Genomic DNA, 15,824 nt, shown 5'->3' on the forward strand with positions numbered 1-15,824 from the left:
CAGACATGGTCATCAAGCACGCGGACAGCGGCATGGAGGATTTCGGGTACAGGGAGTCGCTGGACCGCAGCATCGGCAAGTTCGCGAGCTTCGCCGCCGGGGTCAGCTACATCTCGATCCTGACGGGCACGTTCCAGCTGTTCTATTTCGGATTCAGCACGGCCGGCCCCGCCTACCTGTGGTCGTGGCCGCTGGTGTTCGTCGGCCAGATGGCGGTGGCACTGTGCTTCATGGAGCTGGCGGCCAAGTACCCGGTCGCCGGCTCGGTATACAACTGGAGCAAGAAGCTCGCGAGCAGACTGGTCGGCTGGACATCGGGGTGGCTGATGCTCACCGCGTCGATCGTCACCATCTCGGCGGTCGCGCTCGCCTACCAGCTCAACCTGCCGCGGTTGTGGAGCGGATTCCAGATCATCGGTGACGGCACAGGAACATACGACTACGCCGCCAATGCGGTGCTGCTCGGGTCGATCCTCATCGCTTTCACCACGCTGGTGAACGCCCTCGGGGTCAGGCTGATGGCGATGATCAACTCCAGCGGTGTCTTCATCGAGCTGATCGCGGCCGTCCTGATCGTGATCCTGCTGGCCGTCAACGCCGAACGCGGACCGCAGGTCTTCTTCTCCACCAACGGGTACGGCGCGGGGGAGAGCATGGGCTTTCTCGGTGCGTTCCTCGTCGCGTCGCTGGCGTCGGGGTACGTGATGTACGGATTCGACACGGCGAGCTCGCTGGGTGAGGAGACGGTCGAACCTCGTCGCACCGCGCCGAAAGCCATCGCCCGGGCGATCCTGGCCTCCTTCGTGATCGGCGGCGGCATCCTGGTGTTCGCGGTGATGGCCGCGCCGAACCTGGAGGACCCGCAGCTCGGGGAAAGCAGCGGCGGTCTGCAGTACATCGTCGAGCAGGTGATGTGGGGACCGCTGGGCAAGATCTTCCTCGTCTGCATCGTCATCGCGGTCACCGTGTGCTGTCTGGCCGTGCACACCGCAGCGATTCGGTTGTCGTTCGCCATGGCCCGCGACAACGCGTTGCCGTTCGGTGAGAAGCTCGCCACGGTGAACCCGAAGACGCAGACGCCGATCATCCCCGCTGTGACCATCGGTGTCCTGGCGCTGCTGATCCTCGTCATCAACATCGCGAACATCCAGATCTTCACGGTGCTGACCTCGATCGCCATCATCATGATCTACCTGGCGTATCTGATGGTGACGGGCCCTCTGCTCAAGAAGCGGCTCCAAGGCCAATGGCCGCCAGCGGATCTCAAGGAGGGCGGCTACTTCACGATGGGCCGGTGGGGGTTGCCGGTGAACATCCTCGCGGTGGTGTGGGGTATCGGCATGGCGATCAACCTGGCCTGGCCGCGGGTGGCCGTCTACGGCGAGCCCTGGTATTTCACGTGGGGTGCCTTCCTGTACATCGGCATCATTCTCGGCGCCGGTCTGCTGTGGTACGCCCTTAAGGGCCTCCACCACATCGGCACCCTGAAATCTCATGCCGCAGAGACGGTCTCGGGAGTCGCTACGGATGGCTGAGGCAACGTTCGACTACGTTGTCGCCGGTGGCGGCACCGCGGGCTGCGTGCTCGCGGCGCGGCTGTCCGAGGACCCCGACGTGACGGTGTGTCTGATCGAGGCAGGACCGTCGGACGTCGGCGACGACGCGATCCTGGTGCTCTCGGAGTGGATGCATCTGCTCGACTCCGGCTACGACTGGGACTATCCGGTGGAACCGCAGGAGCGCGGCAACTCGTTCATGCGGCACGCCAGGGCCAGGGTGCTGGGAGGGTGCTCCTCGCACAACTCGTGCATCGCGTTCCACCCGCCCGCCGAGGCGCTCGACGAGTGGGTGCAGATGGGCGCGACGGGGTGGGGCGCCGCCGAGGTGCTTCCGCTCGTACAGCGCCTCACCGAGACCGTTCTGCTGCGTGACGTTCCGCCCGAAGATCCCTGCGGCAAAGCGGTTTTGGAAGCTGCCGCGCAGGTGGGCCTGCCCACGGTGGCGTTCAACCGTGGTGAGACGGTACGAAACGGGGCGGGCTGGTTCCAGATCAACGGCGGCGAGGACGGTATCCGCAACTCGACGTCGAAAGCGTTCCTGCATCCGATCCTGGGCACCCGGAAGAACCTGGAAGTCCGCACCGACTCCTGGATCTCGGAAATCCTGTTCGACGGATCACGGCGTGCGATCGGGGTACGTCACCAGCGGCCGGACCTCACCGGCTACGACACGGTGTCTGCCCGCCGTGAGGTGATCGTCACCGCAGGGGCAATCGACACCCCGAAGTTGTTGATGCTCTCCGGGATCGGGCCCACCGCCCATCTGCGGGAGATCGGCATCGACGTCCGCGTCGACTCGCCTGGCGTCGGAGCCAACCTCGACGATCACGTCGAGGGTTTGGTGTTCTGGGAAGCCGCCCAGCCGATGGTGACGACGTCGACGCAGTGGTGGGAGATCGGCCTGTTCACCACCATCGATCCGGTTTTTCCCGGCGGCGCGGCACAGCCCGATCTCATGATGCACTACGGCAGCGTGCCCTTCGACATGAACACGCTGCGCCACGGATATCCCACCACCGACAACGGATTCTGCCTGACGCCCAACGTGACTCAAGGTCGGTCCCGTGGGACGGTGCGCCTGCGGTCCCGGGATTTCCGTGACCGCGCCAGGGTCGACCCCCGCTACTTCACCGATCCCGAAGGCTACGACGAACGGATCATGCTTGCCGGCGTCAAGCTCGCCCGCAGCATTGCGGCACAACAACCTCTGGCTCCCTGGGTGGCTCGCGAACTGGCGCCAGGACCCGAGGCCACCACCGACGACGAACTGCTCGACTACATCCACCGCTGCCACAACACCGTCTATCACCCCGCGGCGACCGCCCGGATGGGGTCGATGTCGGACCCGATGGCGGTTCTCGATCCGCAACTGCGGGTCAAGGGGGTCACAGGCCTGCGAGTGGTGGACGCCTCGGCGATGCCGAAGCTGCCTTCGGTCAACCCGAACATCACCGTGATGACCATGGCGGAGAAGTGTGCCGACCTCATCCGAGAAACCTGACCGGCAGAGTCTTCCCGAGTTCCTGGCCGAGCACACGCCGTTCCAGGGGTCGACGGCGGCTGAACTCGCCGAACTCGCCGCCGGGGCGTCGATCGAGGAGTTCGGGACGGGTGCCGTCATCGCCGACTACTCGCGGCGCGTGCCCGACGAGGTGTGGATGGTGTGCGACGGCGCCGTGGCACTACGGGCCAGCGGTGACGGGACTCTCATCGACATCGTCACCCGGGGCGGGATCTTCGGCTACACCCCGCTGCTGACCGGCGCGGGCATGGACTTCGAGGCCCGGGCCACCACGGCGAGCACGCTGATCAGGCTGCCCGGCGCGCGCGTTCGCGCGCAGTTCGCCAAACCGGCGGGGCTGGCGTTCTTGGCCTCGTCGGGCTGGCCCCGGGCCGCGGAGCGATCGACCATCGCACCGGCCACCGACAGCAGGCCCGTCGCCGAACTCATTCATGGTGAGGTCCTGGTGGTCGCTCCGACCGACCCTGTCCGCGACGTCGTCATCCGGATGACCGAGCACCACGTCTCCTACGCGTTGATCCGATTGCGCGACGGCAGTCTGGGCATCTTCACCGATCGTGACCTGCGCACCCGCGTGGTGGCCGCCGGGCTCGGCGTGGACGTAGCCATCGAGCAGGTGATGAGCGCGCCCGCCCGCACCGTCACCACGGACCTGTCCGCTGACAGCGTGCTGATGGAGATGCTCGAATGCGGGCTGCGGCACATGCCGGTGCTGACGCCGCGCGGTGAAGTCGTGGGAGTACTCGAGGACGCCGATCTGCTCGCTGCCTCGGCGCGGCAGAGCTTCATGCTGCGTCGCGCCATCGCCGAGGCCGGCGATGCGGCGCAGCTGCAGCACGTCGGGCAGCGCGTGACCGGTACGGCCGTCGACCTTTTCCGCAACGGCACCAAGGCCGCTGCGACCAGCGCCATCCTCGCGGTCGTCATCGACAGCCTGGTACGTCGAGTCCTCGAAATCGTGCTCGCCCAATCGCATTCCGGGCTCGTCGACGGCTTCGCCTGGTTGACGCTCGGCAGCGTCGCACGCCGTGAGGCGATGCCGTCCTCCGACGTTGACAGCGCCCTGTCGGTGCGCGACGATCTCGGGGACCGCGCATCTCAGCTGCGGGCGACCGCCGCCGAGGTGCACAACCTGCTCGAGGCGTGCGGTCTGCCCCATGATCGCAACGGAGCAACCGCAGCATCAGCGAGATTCGCCAGGACACAGTCCGATTGGCGCGACGCCGCCCGAGGCTGGCTGGACGACCCGCTGCAGAACCGGGGCCTGATCATGTCCTCGTTGATGATCGATGCGCGGGTGGTATGGGGTGACCAGTCTCTGCACACCGTGCCGGCGGCATTCCACCGGATCCGCGACGAGCATCCGAATGCCCTGCGGCTGCAGCTACTTGACGTGCTGTCGGGCAAGGTGCGAACCCGTTCGCTACGCGATGTGCTGTCACGACGTGGCGGCACCTTCGATCTGAAGAACCACGCCGTCACCCCGATCGTGAACCTGGCCCGGTGGGGCGGGCTGAATGCCGGCGTCACGTCGGCGGCCACCCCGGCCCGGTTGGAGGCCGCGGCACAAGCCGGCGTGCTGAGCGACTCCGATGCCCGCACCCTGTGCGAGGTGTACGCGATGGCGCAGCGGCTCCGGATGACCCACCAGGTCGAGCAACTCGCCGCTGGGCACACCGCGAACGACATCATCACCATGTCGGAGTTGTCGCCGCTGAACCGCAGCCTGCTCGGTGACGGGCTGCGAGAAATCGCGGCGGTGCGGCGGCGTGTCGGCAACCTCGGGCTCACGGGCATATAGTCTGGTTGCGCAATGGTCAAGGACGACAGCACCTCAGCGGGGGATCCGCCCGCCGCTGTGCAGTCCGTGGACCGAGCTCTCACGGTTCTGGAGATCGTCGCTTCGCTCGGCCAGGCCGGCGTCACCGAGATCGCCGCCGAACTCGGCGTGCACAAGTCAACGGTGTCGAGACTGATAGCTGTCCTCGAGGCGCGCGGTTATGTCGAACGGGTTTCCGAACGCGGCAAGTATCGGCTCGGTTTCGCCATTCCGCGGCTGGCCCACGTCGCGGGCGGTCAGAGCGACCTGGTCAAGCTCGGCCAGGCTGCATGCGACATGCTCAGCGTCGATGCGGGGGAGACGACGAACCTCGCTGTGCTCGACCAGGACCGCATCGTCAACATCGTCGAGTCGATCGGCCCGGCGGAGATCACCTTGCGCACCTGGGTCGGGCAGAGCTGCCCGGCATACGCCACCTCGAGTGGCAAAGTATTGCTGGCCGGCCTCGACCCCAACGACGTGCGGTCCCGGGTACCGGTGCCGATCACGGTCTTCACCGATCGCACCGTCCGCAGCGTCGCCGACCTGCAGGACGAGCTGTCCGTGGTGCGCGAACGTGGTTGGGCCAGCGTCAGCGAGGAACTCGAGGTCGGACTGAATGCCGTCGCCGCACCCGTCTACGGTGCGCACGCGCAAGTCGTTGCGGCGCTCAGTGTTTCGGGACCGGCGTACCGGCTGGCCCCGGAACGGTTCGAAGAGGTCGCCAAGCAGACGATAGCGGCGGCCGACGAGATCAGCCACCGGCTGGGCTGGACCGCGCGAGAATAGGAGCTCAGCGCACTGTCTGCCCATCGAGGACGGCGCGACGCACCGTCTCCGAATCCCCGGTGATGACCGCCAGGATCGTCCGCCACGAGTCCGAGGGCCGGTTCAGCATTCCACTGTGGGCGTCCCAGCCGGCGACGGGCCCGCCGTCGTCGTAATCGCCTGCAGCCAGCGGGATCACGGTACGGAGTTCGTCGGGGTCGCTGCCGTGGGGCCCGCCGGGAATGCCCTGCACCAGCTCGATGAAATCGCCCGGCGCGGTCATCGAGAACCGCGTGACATGCGGGTTTCGGTTGTGCCAGTCCCCGGGATCGTCCACGCCGACCCCAGCCCCCGCCGCCGCGAGGAACAGCGTGCGGTCCGACGTCAACCCCAAAGTCTCGGCGGTCCCGACGATCGATCCGCCGTAGGAGTGTCCGATCACGGTCACCGGCACCCCGGCGCCCACCCGTCGGTCGACGTCCTCGGTGAAGGCGACCAGGCGCGGCGCCATGTTCAATGCAAAGCCGGGGTCCGCGGATTGCCACACCTCGAATGGTCCGCGCACCTGAGGGAAAGGCCCACCGAGGTAGGTGAGGACCGCAACGTCACCACGCGTCTCCGACACGAAGCGACGCGCCGTCGCGGTGTTGGAGGAAGAGCCCTCGATCGTGGTGTTCACCCCGGGAACCAGTACGGCGACGCTGCGCGCGGTCGCGAGGTCCCCGTTGAGTTCGACCAGCGATGCGCGGGCAGGATCGAAGGCGACGATCTTGCGTGGAATACGTTGTCCACCTTCGGGATTGTCGGTCTCGGCGAGAAGTGTGCGATAGAACGCGATGCGCCGGCCGGACGGCGGGTCGGCGCCGCTCTCGGCGAGAATCGCCGCCGCGACGTTGAGGCGATTCGCGGCGATGCGCATGTCCCACGGAACGCCGTCGGTGTTGCCGACCTGATGGGGGAAATCGGCGATGAGGCGGCTGCGCTGCTCGGTGCTCATCCCCGCGATCTGGGTGGCGATCCGGTCCTGGCTCATCGCGGGCCACGCATCGACCACGTCGGCCGCCTGGACGGGCCAGGCGCCGGCGGGCACCGTGGCCGCAGGCGTCTCGGATATGTCGGTGTCGGCCAGCGCCGACGTGATGTCGTGGGCCGCATCGGCATCGGCGCCCTCGAGCCGGCGCAGGGCCTCTCGGATCCGCACGCCGAGCTCCGCGGCGCGAAGCTCGAGCATCTCTGCCGCCGCCGCGTCCTGGCCGCCCGCGAGCAACACCAGCAGCGGTGTCGGTGCGGACGCGACGGTCACCGTTCCGTCGTCGGCGACGTCGAAGCCGTGCGCGCGCGCTTCGTCCACCTCGGAGAGGACGCCGTCGCGGGCCGTCGCCATCTGCAGGGCGCCGTCGTCGGCGGCCACGGATGCAGTCACCAGCCGGCGCGCCACCTCCGCGGTGTCGGCACCGATGCGGCGGCCGCGTTCTCGCGCGGCATCGGCAGCGGCGCCGATCCAATGGTCCTGGCTTCGATCCGACATGCCGAGGGCATCGTCGACGCGGTCGCGCAGCCGGCGGGCCGCGTCGTCGAGGTCTCGGGCCAGAGTCGAGAGTGACTCGGGGCGCCAGCGTCGCGCCATGGAGACGGTCACCGTGCTCATCTCGGCCCGAATCGCTGTCCGTTGACGGCATCGGCGTGCTCGAATGCTTCCGCTGACGCGCGTGCCGCCATCGCCCAGCCCACGAGGTCCGCCGACAGCCCGTCGACCTGGCCGGTGATCAGGTCGGCGACGGGCACGGCGCCGACGGACGAGCCGGGGAGCGCGTCACCGTCGAGTGCCGGCCAGGACATGCCTGTGACGTCGGATGCCGCAGTCCGGAAGCTGTCCGCCACGGCGCGCAGACGGTCGAGATCGACGTGCGCGATTTCGCCCATGGCTCATGCTGACAGCCGCGCACGGCGGCCGGCCGAGTTATCCACAGGGCCTGGAGCGGGTGTCCGACCGTCGTGTGAGCCAGACAACTTGTAGTCTCGGTGAGGTGCAGCGACGAATCATGGGCATCGAGACCGAATTCGGTGTCACCTGCACGTTCCACGGCCACCGCCGGTTGAGTCCCGACGAGGTCGCCCGCTATCTGTTCCGCCGGGTGGTGTCGTGGGGACGTAGCAGCAACGTCTTCCTCCGTAACGGTGCGCGCCTCTATCTCGACGTGGGCAGCCACCCCGAATACGCGACCGCCGAGTGCGACAGCCTGACGCAGTTGGTCACCCACGATCGCGCGGGTGAGCGGGTCCTGGAGGACCTGCTGATCGACGCCGAGCAGCGACTGGCCGACGAGGGCATCGGCGGCGACATCTATCTGTTCAAGAACAACACCGACTCGGCCGGCAACTCATACGGCTGCCACGAGAACTACCTGATCGTGCGCGCCGGCGAGTTCTCCCGGATCTCCGACGTGCTGCTGCCGTTCCTGGTCACCCGCCAGCTGATCTGCGGTGCCGGCAAGGTGCTGCAGACGCCGAAGGCGGCGACGTACTGCCTGTCCCAGCGCGCCGAGCACATCTGGGAGGGCGTCTCCAGCGCGACGACGCGGTCCCGGCCGATCATCAACACCCGCGACGAACCGCACGCCGACGCCGAGAAGTACCGACGACTGCACGTCATCGTCGGCGACTCCAACATGAGCGAGTCGACCACGATGCTCAAGTTGGGTTCGGCATCGTTGGTGCTGGAGATGATCGAGGCGGGCGTCGCGTTCCGCGATTTCTCACTGGACAATCCGATCCGGGCGATCCGTGAGGTCAGCCACGACCTGACCGGGCGGCGGCCGGTGCGGCTGGCCGGCGGCCGGCAGGCCAGCGCGCTGGATATCCAGCGTGAGTACTACGCCCGGGCCGTCGAATACCTGCAGACCCGCGAACCCAACACCAACATCGAGCAGGTCGTCGACCTGTGGGGCCGCCAGCTCGACGCCGTCGAGAGCCAGGACTTCGCCAAGGTCGACACCGAGATCGACTGGGTGATCAAGCGCAAGCTGTTCCAGCGCTACCAGGACCGCTACAACATGGAGTTGTCCGACCCGAAGATCAGCCAACTCGACCTCGCCTATCACGACATCAAACGTGGCCGCGGCGTGTTCGACCTGCTGCAGCGCAAGGGCCTCGCGGCGCGGATCACCACCGACGAGGAGATCGAGGCTGCGGTCAACACCCCGCCGCAGACGACGCGTGCCAAGTTGCGCGGCGAATTCATCAGCGCCGCGCAGGAAGCAGGCCGCGACTTCACGGTCGACTGGGTGCATCTCAAGCTCAACGATCAGGCGCAGCGCACCGTGCTGTGCAAGGACCCGTTCCGGTCCGTCGACGAGAGGGTCAAAAGGCTCATTGCGAGCATGTGAGCCTGTGCACTGACACCGCGTAGTCGCCGCCGTCGTACGGGTCGCGGTCCCACGTCGCCCACCGGTCCGCCAGTTCCAGGCCCGCCGCAGCGGCCACCTCGTCATAGCGGGCCAGCGTCAGCCGCCCCGTGCCGAGCTGGAACCCGGCGACCAGCAGCCCACCCGGTGTCAGACGGTGCGCGAGCTGGGCGACGACGGTGGCCTCGGTGCCACGGTCGAGGAAGATCATCACGTTGCCCGGCATCGCGACGATGTCGAACGTCTCTTGCAGATGAGTGTCGGTCTCGACGAGGTCGGCCTCGATCCACCGGACATGCGGCGCTTTCGCCCTGGCGGCCGACAGCATGGCGGGGTCGGCGTCGATACCTGTGACGGAGAACCCGCGGGCAGCGAGTTCGATTGCGACTCGGCCGGTTCCGCAGCCCGCGTCCAGCACGCGCGTACCGCTGGAACCGCGCAGCAGTGTCTCGATGAGGTCGGCTTCGCCGTGCACGCTCGCCCCGGACGCCGCAAGGCGCTCCCAGCGCGCGTCGTAGTCGTCCCCGCGGGGCCTGTCGGACTGCTGCCACCGAGTGCTCATCGAGTCATTGTGCCGGGGCGCGCCGTTACGGGCGCGCAGCGGGATCCCCCGCACGCTTTAAGCTCTACAGCCGTGGGGATCTCGAAAGTCGAACGCCTGATGAATCTCGTCATCGCGTTGTTGTCCACGCGGTCCTTCATCACCGCGGAGCGGATCCGCGAAACCGTTTACGGCTATTCGGACGAAGCGAGCGATGAGGCGTTCTCGCGGATGTTCGAACGCGACAAGAACGAACTACGCGACCTGGGCATCCCGCTGGAGACCGGCCGCGTGTCGTCGACCGACCCGGCCGAGGGCTACCGCATCAACCGCGACGCCTACGCCCTGCCCGCGGTGGAACTGACCCCCGACGAGGCTGCCGCCGTCGCCGTCGCGACCCAACTGTGGGAATCGCCCGAACTCATCACGGCGACCCAGGGAGCGCTGCTGAAGCTGCGGGCCGCAGGCGTCGACATCGAAGCCGCCGACGACGACATCGCGATCACCTCCACGGCGGCGTTGCCGGGGTTGCGCGGTTCGGAGGAAGTCCTCGGAATCCTGTTGTCCGCCATCGATTCCGGACGTGCCGTGCAGTTCCGGTACCGCCCTGCGCGCAGCGAGCCGTACGCGACCCGCACGTTGGAGCCGTGGGGAGTGGTCACCGACCGGGGGCGGTGGTACGTAGTGGGCCACGACCGCGACCGCGACGCGGTCCGGACCTTCCGGCTCTCGCGCATCGGTGCCGATGTGATGCCGATCGGCCCCGCGGGCGCGGTGAGCATGCCCGAGGGGACCGACCTGCGCGACATCGTCGCCAAGGTCGTGGGGGACTGGCCGGCGGCTGGTCAGGCCACGGTCTGGGTCGCCGAGGGCCGCGCGACCGCGCTGCGCCGCCGCGGCACGGTGATCGGCCCCAGAACCATCGGTGGGCGAGCCGGAGACGAGCTCAGCATCGACATCGGTATGTTCGACCGGCTCGCCCGAGAGGTGGCCAGTTACGGCGCCGACGCGCTGGCACTCGAACCGGAGTCGCTGCGCCGCGACGTCATCGCCCGGCTCGAGGCGCACCTGGCGCCGGTCGGCGCCGACGGGAGGGGCGACCGGTGACGGCTATCAGTGCTCGGCTGGTGCGGCTGCTCAACATGGTGCCGTACTTCCAGGCGAACCCGAAGATCACCTACGCCGAGGCCGCGACCGATCTCGGGGTCAGCGTCAAACAACTCCGCGACGACCTCAACCAGCTGTGGATGTGCGGTCTGCCGGGCTACGGCCCCGGCGATCTCATCGACTTCGAATTCTCCGGCGACACGATCGAGGTCACGTTCTCGGCGGGTATCGACCATCCTTTGCGCCTGACCTCACCCGAAGCGACCGGCGTGCTCGTGGCGTTGAGAGCATTGGTCGACGTCCCGGGGATGGTCGATCCCGAGGCGGCCCGCAGCGCGATCGCCAAGATCGAATCCGCGGCGGGCGCTGTCGGGCACGGCGTCGAGGGCGCCGCGGTCGACGAGCCGGCGCCGATGGAAAGCGAGGCCGCGGCGGCGGTGCGCACCGCGGTACGCAACGATCGCGCGCTGGCGATCGAGTACTACTCGGCATCTCACGACATGCTGTCCAGCCGCGTCGTCGACCCCATCCGCGTGGTCCTCGTCGCCGACCACAGCTACCTGGAGGCCTGGTGTCGCACCGCCGAGGCGGTGCGCCTGTTCCGGTTCGACCGGATCGTGGACGCGCGGGTCCTCGACGAGCCGTCGTCGCCGCCGCCACCGGCGGTGCAGGCGGGCCCCGACACGTCTCTCTTCGATCCCGACACCGCGGACCCGTCCCTGCCGACCGCGACACTTCTCATCGACCGTTCCGCGGCATGGATGTTCGACTACTACCCGTTGCGGGTGCAGCGCGAGTACCCCGACGGCTCCTGCGAGGCGGCGATGACGTACGCCTCCGATCAGTGGATGACGCGCTTCGTGCTGGGCTTCGGCGCCGCGGTGCAGGTTATTCGACCGGCGGAATTGGCCGACCGGGTCCGGCAGTCCGCCGCGGCGGCACTGGAGGCGTATCGGGTCGGCATCGACTCGCCGGGCGAGTAAGCTTGGCGCAGACGTCTGGAGGTAACCAAATTGGGTGGTCTACAACCCTGGCACTGGCTCATCGTCATCGCCGTGTTCGTGCTGCTTTTCGGCGCCAAGAAGCTCCCGGACGCAGCGCGGTCACTCGGCAAGTCGATGCGCATCTTCAAGTCCGAGATCAAGGAGATGCAGTCCGACTCGAAGCCGGAGAACTCGGACAGGCCCGAGCAGCCGACGCAGATCGCGTCCGAACGGGTCGTCGACCCTTCGACCGGATCGACCGCGTCGGACAAACGCCCGGCCTGATCGGACAGCTCGTGAACGCGGCCACCGGCCGCGTTCGTGATTTCGCGCCTGTGAGCAACACCTAGGCAGCCCCAGTGCAGACACCCGGATTCTTCAAAAAGCTCGATCCCCGGCAGCGGCGTTCACGGGTGAACCCCGACGGCACGATGTCGTTGGTCGACCATCTCACCGAGTTGCGCACCCGGCTGCTGATCGCGGTCCTTGCCGTCTTGGCGACGACGGTCCTCGGCTTTCTCTGGTACAGCCACGGTTTCCTGGGGCTACCGAGTCTCGGGGACTGGCTGCGGGGGCCCTACTGTGCGCTTCCCGACTCGGCCAGGGCATCCATCACGCCCGACGGGGAGTGTCGGTTGCTCGCCACCGCGCCGTTCGACCAGTTCATGCTCCGCCTGAAGGTCGGCATGACCGCCGGCGTCGTGCTGGCCTGCCCGGTTTGGCTCTATCAGCTGTGGGCGTTCATCACCCCCGGCCTGTACGCCAAGGAGCGCCGGTTCGCCGTCGCGTTCGTCATGGTCGGGGCGGTGCTGTTCGTCGCGGGCGCGATCCTCGCCTACGTGGTGCTGTCCAAGGCGCTGAGCTTTCTGTTGACCGTCGGCAGCGACGTGCAGGTCACCGCACTCTCCGGCGACCAGTACTTCGGCTTCTTGATCAACCTGCTGTTGGTGTTCGGCATCAGCTTCGAGTTCCCGCTGCTGATCATCATGCTCAACCTCGTCGGCATCCTCACCTACGAACGGCTCAAGGCATGGCGGCGCGGCCTGATCATGGGGGTGTTCGTATTCTGCGCGTTCGTCACACCCGGGTCGGACCCGTTCTCGATGCTGGCGCTCGCGCTGGCTATGACCCTGCTGATGGAGATGGCGATCCAAGTCGCGAGGATCAGCGACAGGCGGAAAGCCCGCCGCGCGGCACTCGAAGACATTCCCGACGACCAGGCCGCCCCCATCGGCAGGGCCGAAACCATCGAGGCGCCCACCGCGGTGCCGACGCCGTCGCGACTCGTGGTCGATGACGACGCGACCTGAGTCAGCAACCGGGTCACCGCCCGTATCCGACTCCGTCGCCGCCTTCACCGCGCTGCTGCCTTTCGCGCTGGACGGGTTTCAGCGCCGCGCGTGTGAGGCGCTGGCCCAGGGCCACGGCGTCCTCGTGTGCGCGCCCACCGGTGCGGGCAAGACCGTGGTCGGTGAATTCGCGGTCCACCTGGCGTTGGCCGCAGGACGAAAGTGCTTCTACACCACTCCCATCAAGGCGCTGAGCAATCAGAAGCACAACGATCTGGTGCGCCGCTACGGCCCTGAGCGCATCGGGCTGCTCACCGGCGACCAGGCCATCAACGGGGACGCCGATGTCGTCGTGATGACCACCGAGGTGCTCCGCAACATGCTCTACGCGGATTCGCCTGCACTGCAAGGGCTTTCCTACGTAGTCATGGACGAGGTGCACTTCCTCGCCGACCGGATGCGCGGCGCGGTCTGGGAGGAAGTCATCCTGCACCTGTCCGAAGACGTCCGGCTGGTCAGCCTGTCGGCGACGGTGAGTAACGCCGAGGAGTTCGGCGGCTGGATCAAGGCGGTTCGGGGCGACACCTCGGTCGTGGTCGACGAGCATCGCCCCGTCCCGCTGTGGCAGCACGTCATGGTCGGCAAGCGGCTGCTCGATCTGTTCGACTACCGCGCGTCGGGCCCGGCGGGGCGGAACATGCTCGTCGACCCGGAACTGTTGCGCCACATCGCGCATCGGCGCGAAGCCGAGCGCCTCGTCGACTGGCAGCCCCGCGGCCGTGGCAGGCCCGGCCGCCAACCCGGCCTCTATCGCACCCCCGGCAGGCCTGAGGTCATCGCCGCGTTGGCCCAGGACGACCTGCTGCCCGCCATCACCTTCATCTTCTCGCGCGCCGGGTGCGACGCCGCCGTCAAACAGTGCCTGCGCTCGTCGCTGCGGCTCACCACCCACGAGGAACGGGCCCGCATCGCCGAAATCGTCGACCGCCGCACCGCTGACCTCAACGACGCCGACCTGATCGTGCTGGACTACCACGAGTGGCGGGAGGCGCTGCTGCGCGGCCTGGCCGCCCACCACGCAGGCATGCTGCCCACATTCCGCCACACCGTCGAAGAGCTGTTCACCGCGGGCCTGGTCAAGGCCGTCTTCGCAACGGAGACACTGGCTTTGGGCATCAACATGCCCGCCCGCACCGTGGTGCTCGAACGTCTCGTCAAGTACAACGGCGAACAGCACCTTCCGCTGACGCCGGGGGAATACACCCAGCTCACCGGCCGTGCGGGGCGACGGGGGATCGACGTCGAAGGCCACGCGGTGGTGCTGTGGAACCCGGACGTGGACCCCGCCGAAGTCGCCGGGCTGGCATCCACGCGCACATTTCCGCTGCGCAGCTCGTTCGCCCCGACCTACAACATGACCATCAACCTCGTGCACCAGATGGGGCCCGAGCAGGCGCACCGACTGCTGGAGCGCTCCTTCGCGCAGTATCAGGCGGACCGGTCGGTGACGGGCCTGGTGCGCGGCGTCGAGCGCGGCGAACGCATGCTCGGTGACATTGCGGCCGAGCTGGGCGGCAAGGACGGCAAGGACGGCAAGGACGGCAGGGATCCGGCCATCCTCGACTACGCACGGCTGCGCGCCCAGATCTCCGAGCGCGAGCGCGCGCAATCCCGGGCGTCGCGGCTGCAGCGGCGGCAGGCCACCAACGACGCGCTGGCCGCGCTCAAGCGCGGCGACATCATCACCATGCACGGCAAGCGCGGCGGACTCGCCGTGGTGCTCGAACCGGCCCGTGACGACGACGATCCGCGTCCGGTCGTCCTGTCCGAACACCGGTGGGCGGGCCGCATCTCGTCGGCCGACTATTCGGGCGCGACGGGGCCGCTGGGCAAGATGGCGCTGCCCAAACGCGTCGAGCACCGAAACCCGCGGGCGCGCCGGGACCTGGCGTCGGCGCTGCGGTCGGCCGCGGCCGGCCTCGACGTGCCGTCGGCGCGGGGGCGCAGGAGCGGGCCGCCGCCCGACCAGGACGTCGACCCCGAGCTCGCCGCGCTGCGCGACCGGATGCGAGCGCATCGCGCCCACGGCCTGCCCGACCGGGAGGAGCAGGTTCGGTCCGCCGAGCGCTATCTGCGGCTGGAGCGGGACAACGAGCAGCTCCGCAAGAAGATCGCGGCAGCGACGAACTCGCTGGCCCACACCTTCGACCGCATCGTGGTGCTGCTGACCGAACGGGGATTCATCACCACGGACGGGGAGACGCCAACCGTCACCGAGGACGGCAGGCTGCTCGCCCGGATCTACAGCGAGAGCGACCTGCTGGTCGCCGAGTGCCTGCGGGCGGGCGTGTGGGACGAGCTCGACGCGGCCGAGCTGGCAGCGGCGCTGTCGTCGGTGCTCTACGAATCCCGCCGCGACAACCGCGGCCCGGGCGACGCATCGGAGATACCGACCGGCAGGCTGCGCCGCGCACTGAACCAGACACGCCGCCTGTCCTCGGAATTGCGATCCGATGAACAGCGGCACCGCATCACGCAGAGCCGCGAACCCGACGACGGCTTCGTCGCGGCCGTCTACCGGTGGGCCAGCACCGGCGATCTGACCACGGCGCTGGCCGCCGGAGACATCACGGGCACCGGATCGTCGATGTCGGCGGGCGATTTCGTGCGGTGGTGCCGGCAGGTGCTCGATCTCGCCGACCAGGTGCGCAACGCAGCACCGTCGCCGGCTTTGCGGGCAACCGCGAAACGCGCGATCAACGATGTTCGGCGCGGCGTCGTAGCTGTTGATGCCGGGTAGTGTGTGGTGCCAGCAGGCATGCCAGACGCGTT

Annotated in this window: 13 protein-coding genes; 10 read left to right on the top strand and 3 right to left on the bottom strand. The window is 68.1% G+C overall.

What is annotated here, in order from left to right; all coding sequences use genetic code 11:
• Nucleotides 1-5 precede the first annotated feature (5 nt).
• The 4 genes from ACAG24_RS22075 to ACAG24_RS22090 are packed head-to-tail and all read left to right on the top strand — an operon-like array spanning nucleotide 6 to nucleotide 5,689.
• Nucleotides 6-1,535 (top strand): APC family permease, encoded by a 1,530-nt coding sequence (locus ACAG24_RS22075; protein ID WP_370474541.1) that lies wholly within the window; start codon nucleotides 6-8, stop codon nucleotides 1,533-1,535.
• A complete protein-coding gene (locus ACAG24_RS22080) occupies nucleotides 1,528-3,060 on the top strand; it encodes a GMC family oxidoreductase (protein WP_370474540.1) in 1,533 nt (510 codons plus the stop codon). Before ACAG24_RS22075 ends, ACAG24_RS22080 begins: the two co-directional genes overlap by 8 nt.
• Nucleotides 3,035-4,882: a putative nucleotidyltransferase substrate binding domain-containing protein gene (locus ACAG24_RS22085; RefSeq protein WP_370474539.1), complete on the top strand. Its 1,848-nt coding sequence runs from the start codon at nucleotides 3,035-3,037 to the stop codon at nucleotides 4,880-4,882. The genes ACAG24_RS22080 and ACAG24_RS22085 overlap by 26 nt, the downstream gene beginning before the upstream one ends.
• 12 nt (nucleotides 4,883-4,894) lie before the next feature.
• Nucleotides 4,895-5,689, top strand: coding sequence for an IclR family transcriptional regulator (locus ACAG24_RS22090; protein WP_370474538.1), 795 nt, complete (start codon nucleotides 4,895-4,897; stop codon nucleotides 5,687-5,689).
• A 4-nt stretch (nucleotides 5,690-5,693) separates the two neighbouring features.
• Here ACAG24_RS22090 and ACAG24_RS22095 read toward each other — a convergent pair whose 3' ends face one another.
• Complete coding sequence (locus ACAG24_RS22095) at nucleotides 5,694-7,316, bottom strand: alpha/beta hydrolase (protein ID WP_370474537.1); 1,623 nt, start codon at nucleotides 7,314-7,316, stop codon at nucleotides 5,694-5,696.
• Nucleotides 7,313-7,591, bottom strand: coding sequence for a DUF7162 family protein (locus ACAG24_RS22100; protein ID WP_370474536.1), 279 nt, complete (start codon nucleotides 7,589-7,591; stop codon nucleotides 7,313-7,315). The genes ACAG24_RS22095 and ACAG24_RS22100 overlap by 4 nt, the downstream gene beginning before the upstream one ends.
• A 104-nt stretch (nucleotides 7,592-7,695) precedes the next feature.
• Here ACAG24_RS22100 and pafA point away from each other — a divergent pair, with 104 nt between their 5' ends.
• Nucleotides 7,696-9,054 carry a Pup--protein ligase gene (gene pafA / locus ACAG24_RS22105; RefSeq protein ID WP_370474535.1) on the top strand — a complete coding sequence of 453 codons (1,359 nt, stop codon included), beginning with the start codon at nucleotides 7,696-7,698 and terminating at the stop codon, nucleotides 9,052-9,054.
• Here pafA and ACAG24_RS22110 read toward each other — a convergent pair.
• Nucleotides 9,038-9,634 carry a class I SAM-dependent DNA methyltransferase gene (locus ACAG24_RS22110; protein ID WP_370474534.1) on the bottom strand — a complete coding sequence of 199 codons (597 nt, stop codon included), beginning with the start codon at nucleotides 9,632-9,634 and terminating at the stop codon, nucleotides 9,038-9,040. The two genes, pafA and ACAG24_RS22110, sit on opposite strands and share 17 nt — an antisense overlap.
• A gap of 72 nt (nucleotides 9,635-9,706) precedes the next feature.
• Here ACAG24_RS22110 and ACAG24_RS22115 point away from each other — a divergent pair, with 72 nt between their 5' ends.
• From ACAG24_RS22115 to ACAG24_RS22135, 5 genes are all read left to right on the top strand, one after another.
• Entirely contained in the window at nucleotides 9,707-10,720 is a 1,014-nt protein-coding gene (locus ACAG24_RS22115; protein ID WP_370474533.1) for a helix-turn-helix transcriptional regulator, read from the top strand.
• Nucleotides 10,717-11,703, top strand: coding sequence for a helix-turn-helix transcriptional regulator (locus ACAG24_RS22120; RefSeq protein ID WP_370474532.1), 987 nt, complete (start codon nucleotides 10,717-10,719; stop codon nucleotides 11,701-11,703). The genes ACAG24_RS22115 and ACAG24_RS22120 overlap by 4 nt, the downstream gene beginning before the upstream one ends.
• A 30-nt stretch (nucleotides 11,704-11,733) precedes the next feature.
• On the top strand, nucleotides 11,734-11,988 hold the full coding sequence (tatA, locus tag ACAG24_RS22125; RefSeq protein ID WP_370474531.1) for a Sec-independent protein translocase subunit TatA: 255 nt from the start codon (nucleotides 11,734-11,736) through the stop codon (nucleotides 11,986-11,988).
• 74 nt (nucleotides 11,989-12,062) lie between these two features.
• The gene (gene tatC, locus ACAG24_RS22130) at nucleotides 12,063-13,013 is read left to right on the top strand and encodes a twin-arginine translocase subunit TatC (protein ID WP_370474530.1); all 951 of its coding nucleotides are present in this window, start codon (nucleotides 12,063-12,065) and stop codon (nucleotides 13,011-13,013) included.
• Complete coding sequence (locus ACAG24_RS22135) at nucleotides 12,997-15,792, top strand: DEAD/DEAH box helicase (protein WP_370474529.1); 2,796 nt, start codon at nucleotides 12,997-12,999, stop codon at nucleotides 15,790-15,792. Before tatC ends, ACAG24_RS22135 begins: the two co-directional genes overlap by 17 nt.
• Nucleotides 15,793-15,824: the final 32 nt, after the last annotated feature.

Source organism: Mycobacterium bulgaricum, assembly GCF_041287165.2.
Classification (GTDB): Bacteria; Actinomycetota; Actinomycetes; order Mycobacteriales; family Mycobacteriaceae; genus Mycobacterium; species Mycobacterium bulgaricum.

Bases quoted from the DNA above. Each gene is read 5' to 3' on its own strand.
- ACAG24_RS22090 (WP_370474538.1), top strand. From the start codon at position 4,895: ATGGTCAAGGACGACAGCACCTCAGCGGGGGATCCGCCCGCCGCTGTG.
- ACAG24_RS22135 (WP_370474529.1), top strand. From the start codon at position 12,997: ATGACGACGCGACCTGAGTCAGCAACCGGGTCACCGCCCGTATCCGAC.
- ACAG24_RS22095 (WP_370474537.1), bottom strand. From the start codon at position 7,316: ATGAGCACGGTGACCGTCTCCATGGCGCGACGCTGGCGCCCCGAGTCA.
- ACAG24_RS22100 (WP_370474536.1), bottom strand. From the start codon at position 7,591: ATGGGCGAAATCGCGCACGTCGATCTCGACCGTCTGCGCGCCGTGGCG.
- ACAG24_RS22080 (WP_370474540.1), top strand. From the start codon at position 1,528: ATGGCTGAGGCAACGTTCGACTACGTTGTCGCCGGTGGCGGCACCGCG.
- ACAG24_RS22110 (WP_370474534.1), bottom strand. From the start codon at position 9,634: ATGAGCACTCGGTGGCAGCAGTCCGACAGGCCCCGCGGGGACGACTAC.
- ACAG24_RS22075 (WP_370474541.1), top strand. From the start codon at position 6: ATGGTCATCAAGCACGCGGACAGCGGCATGGAGGATTTCGGGTACAGG.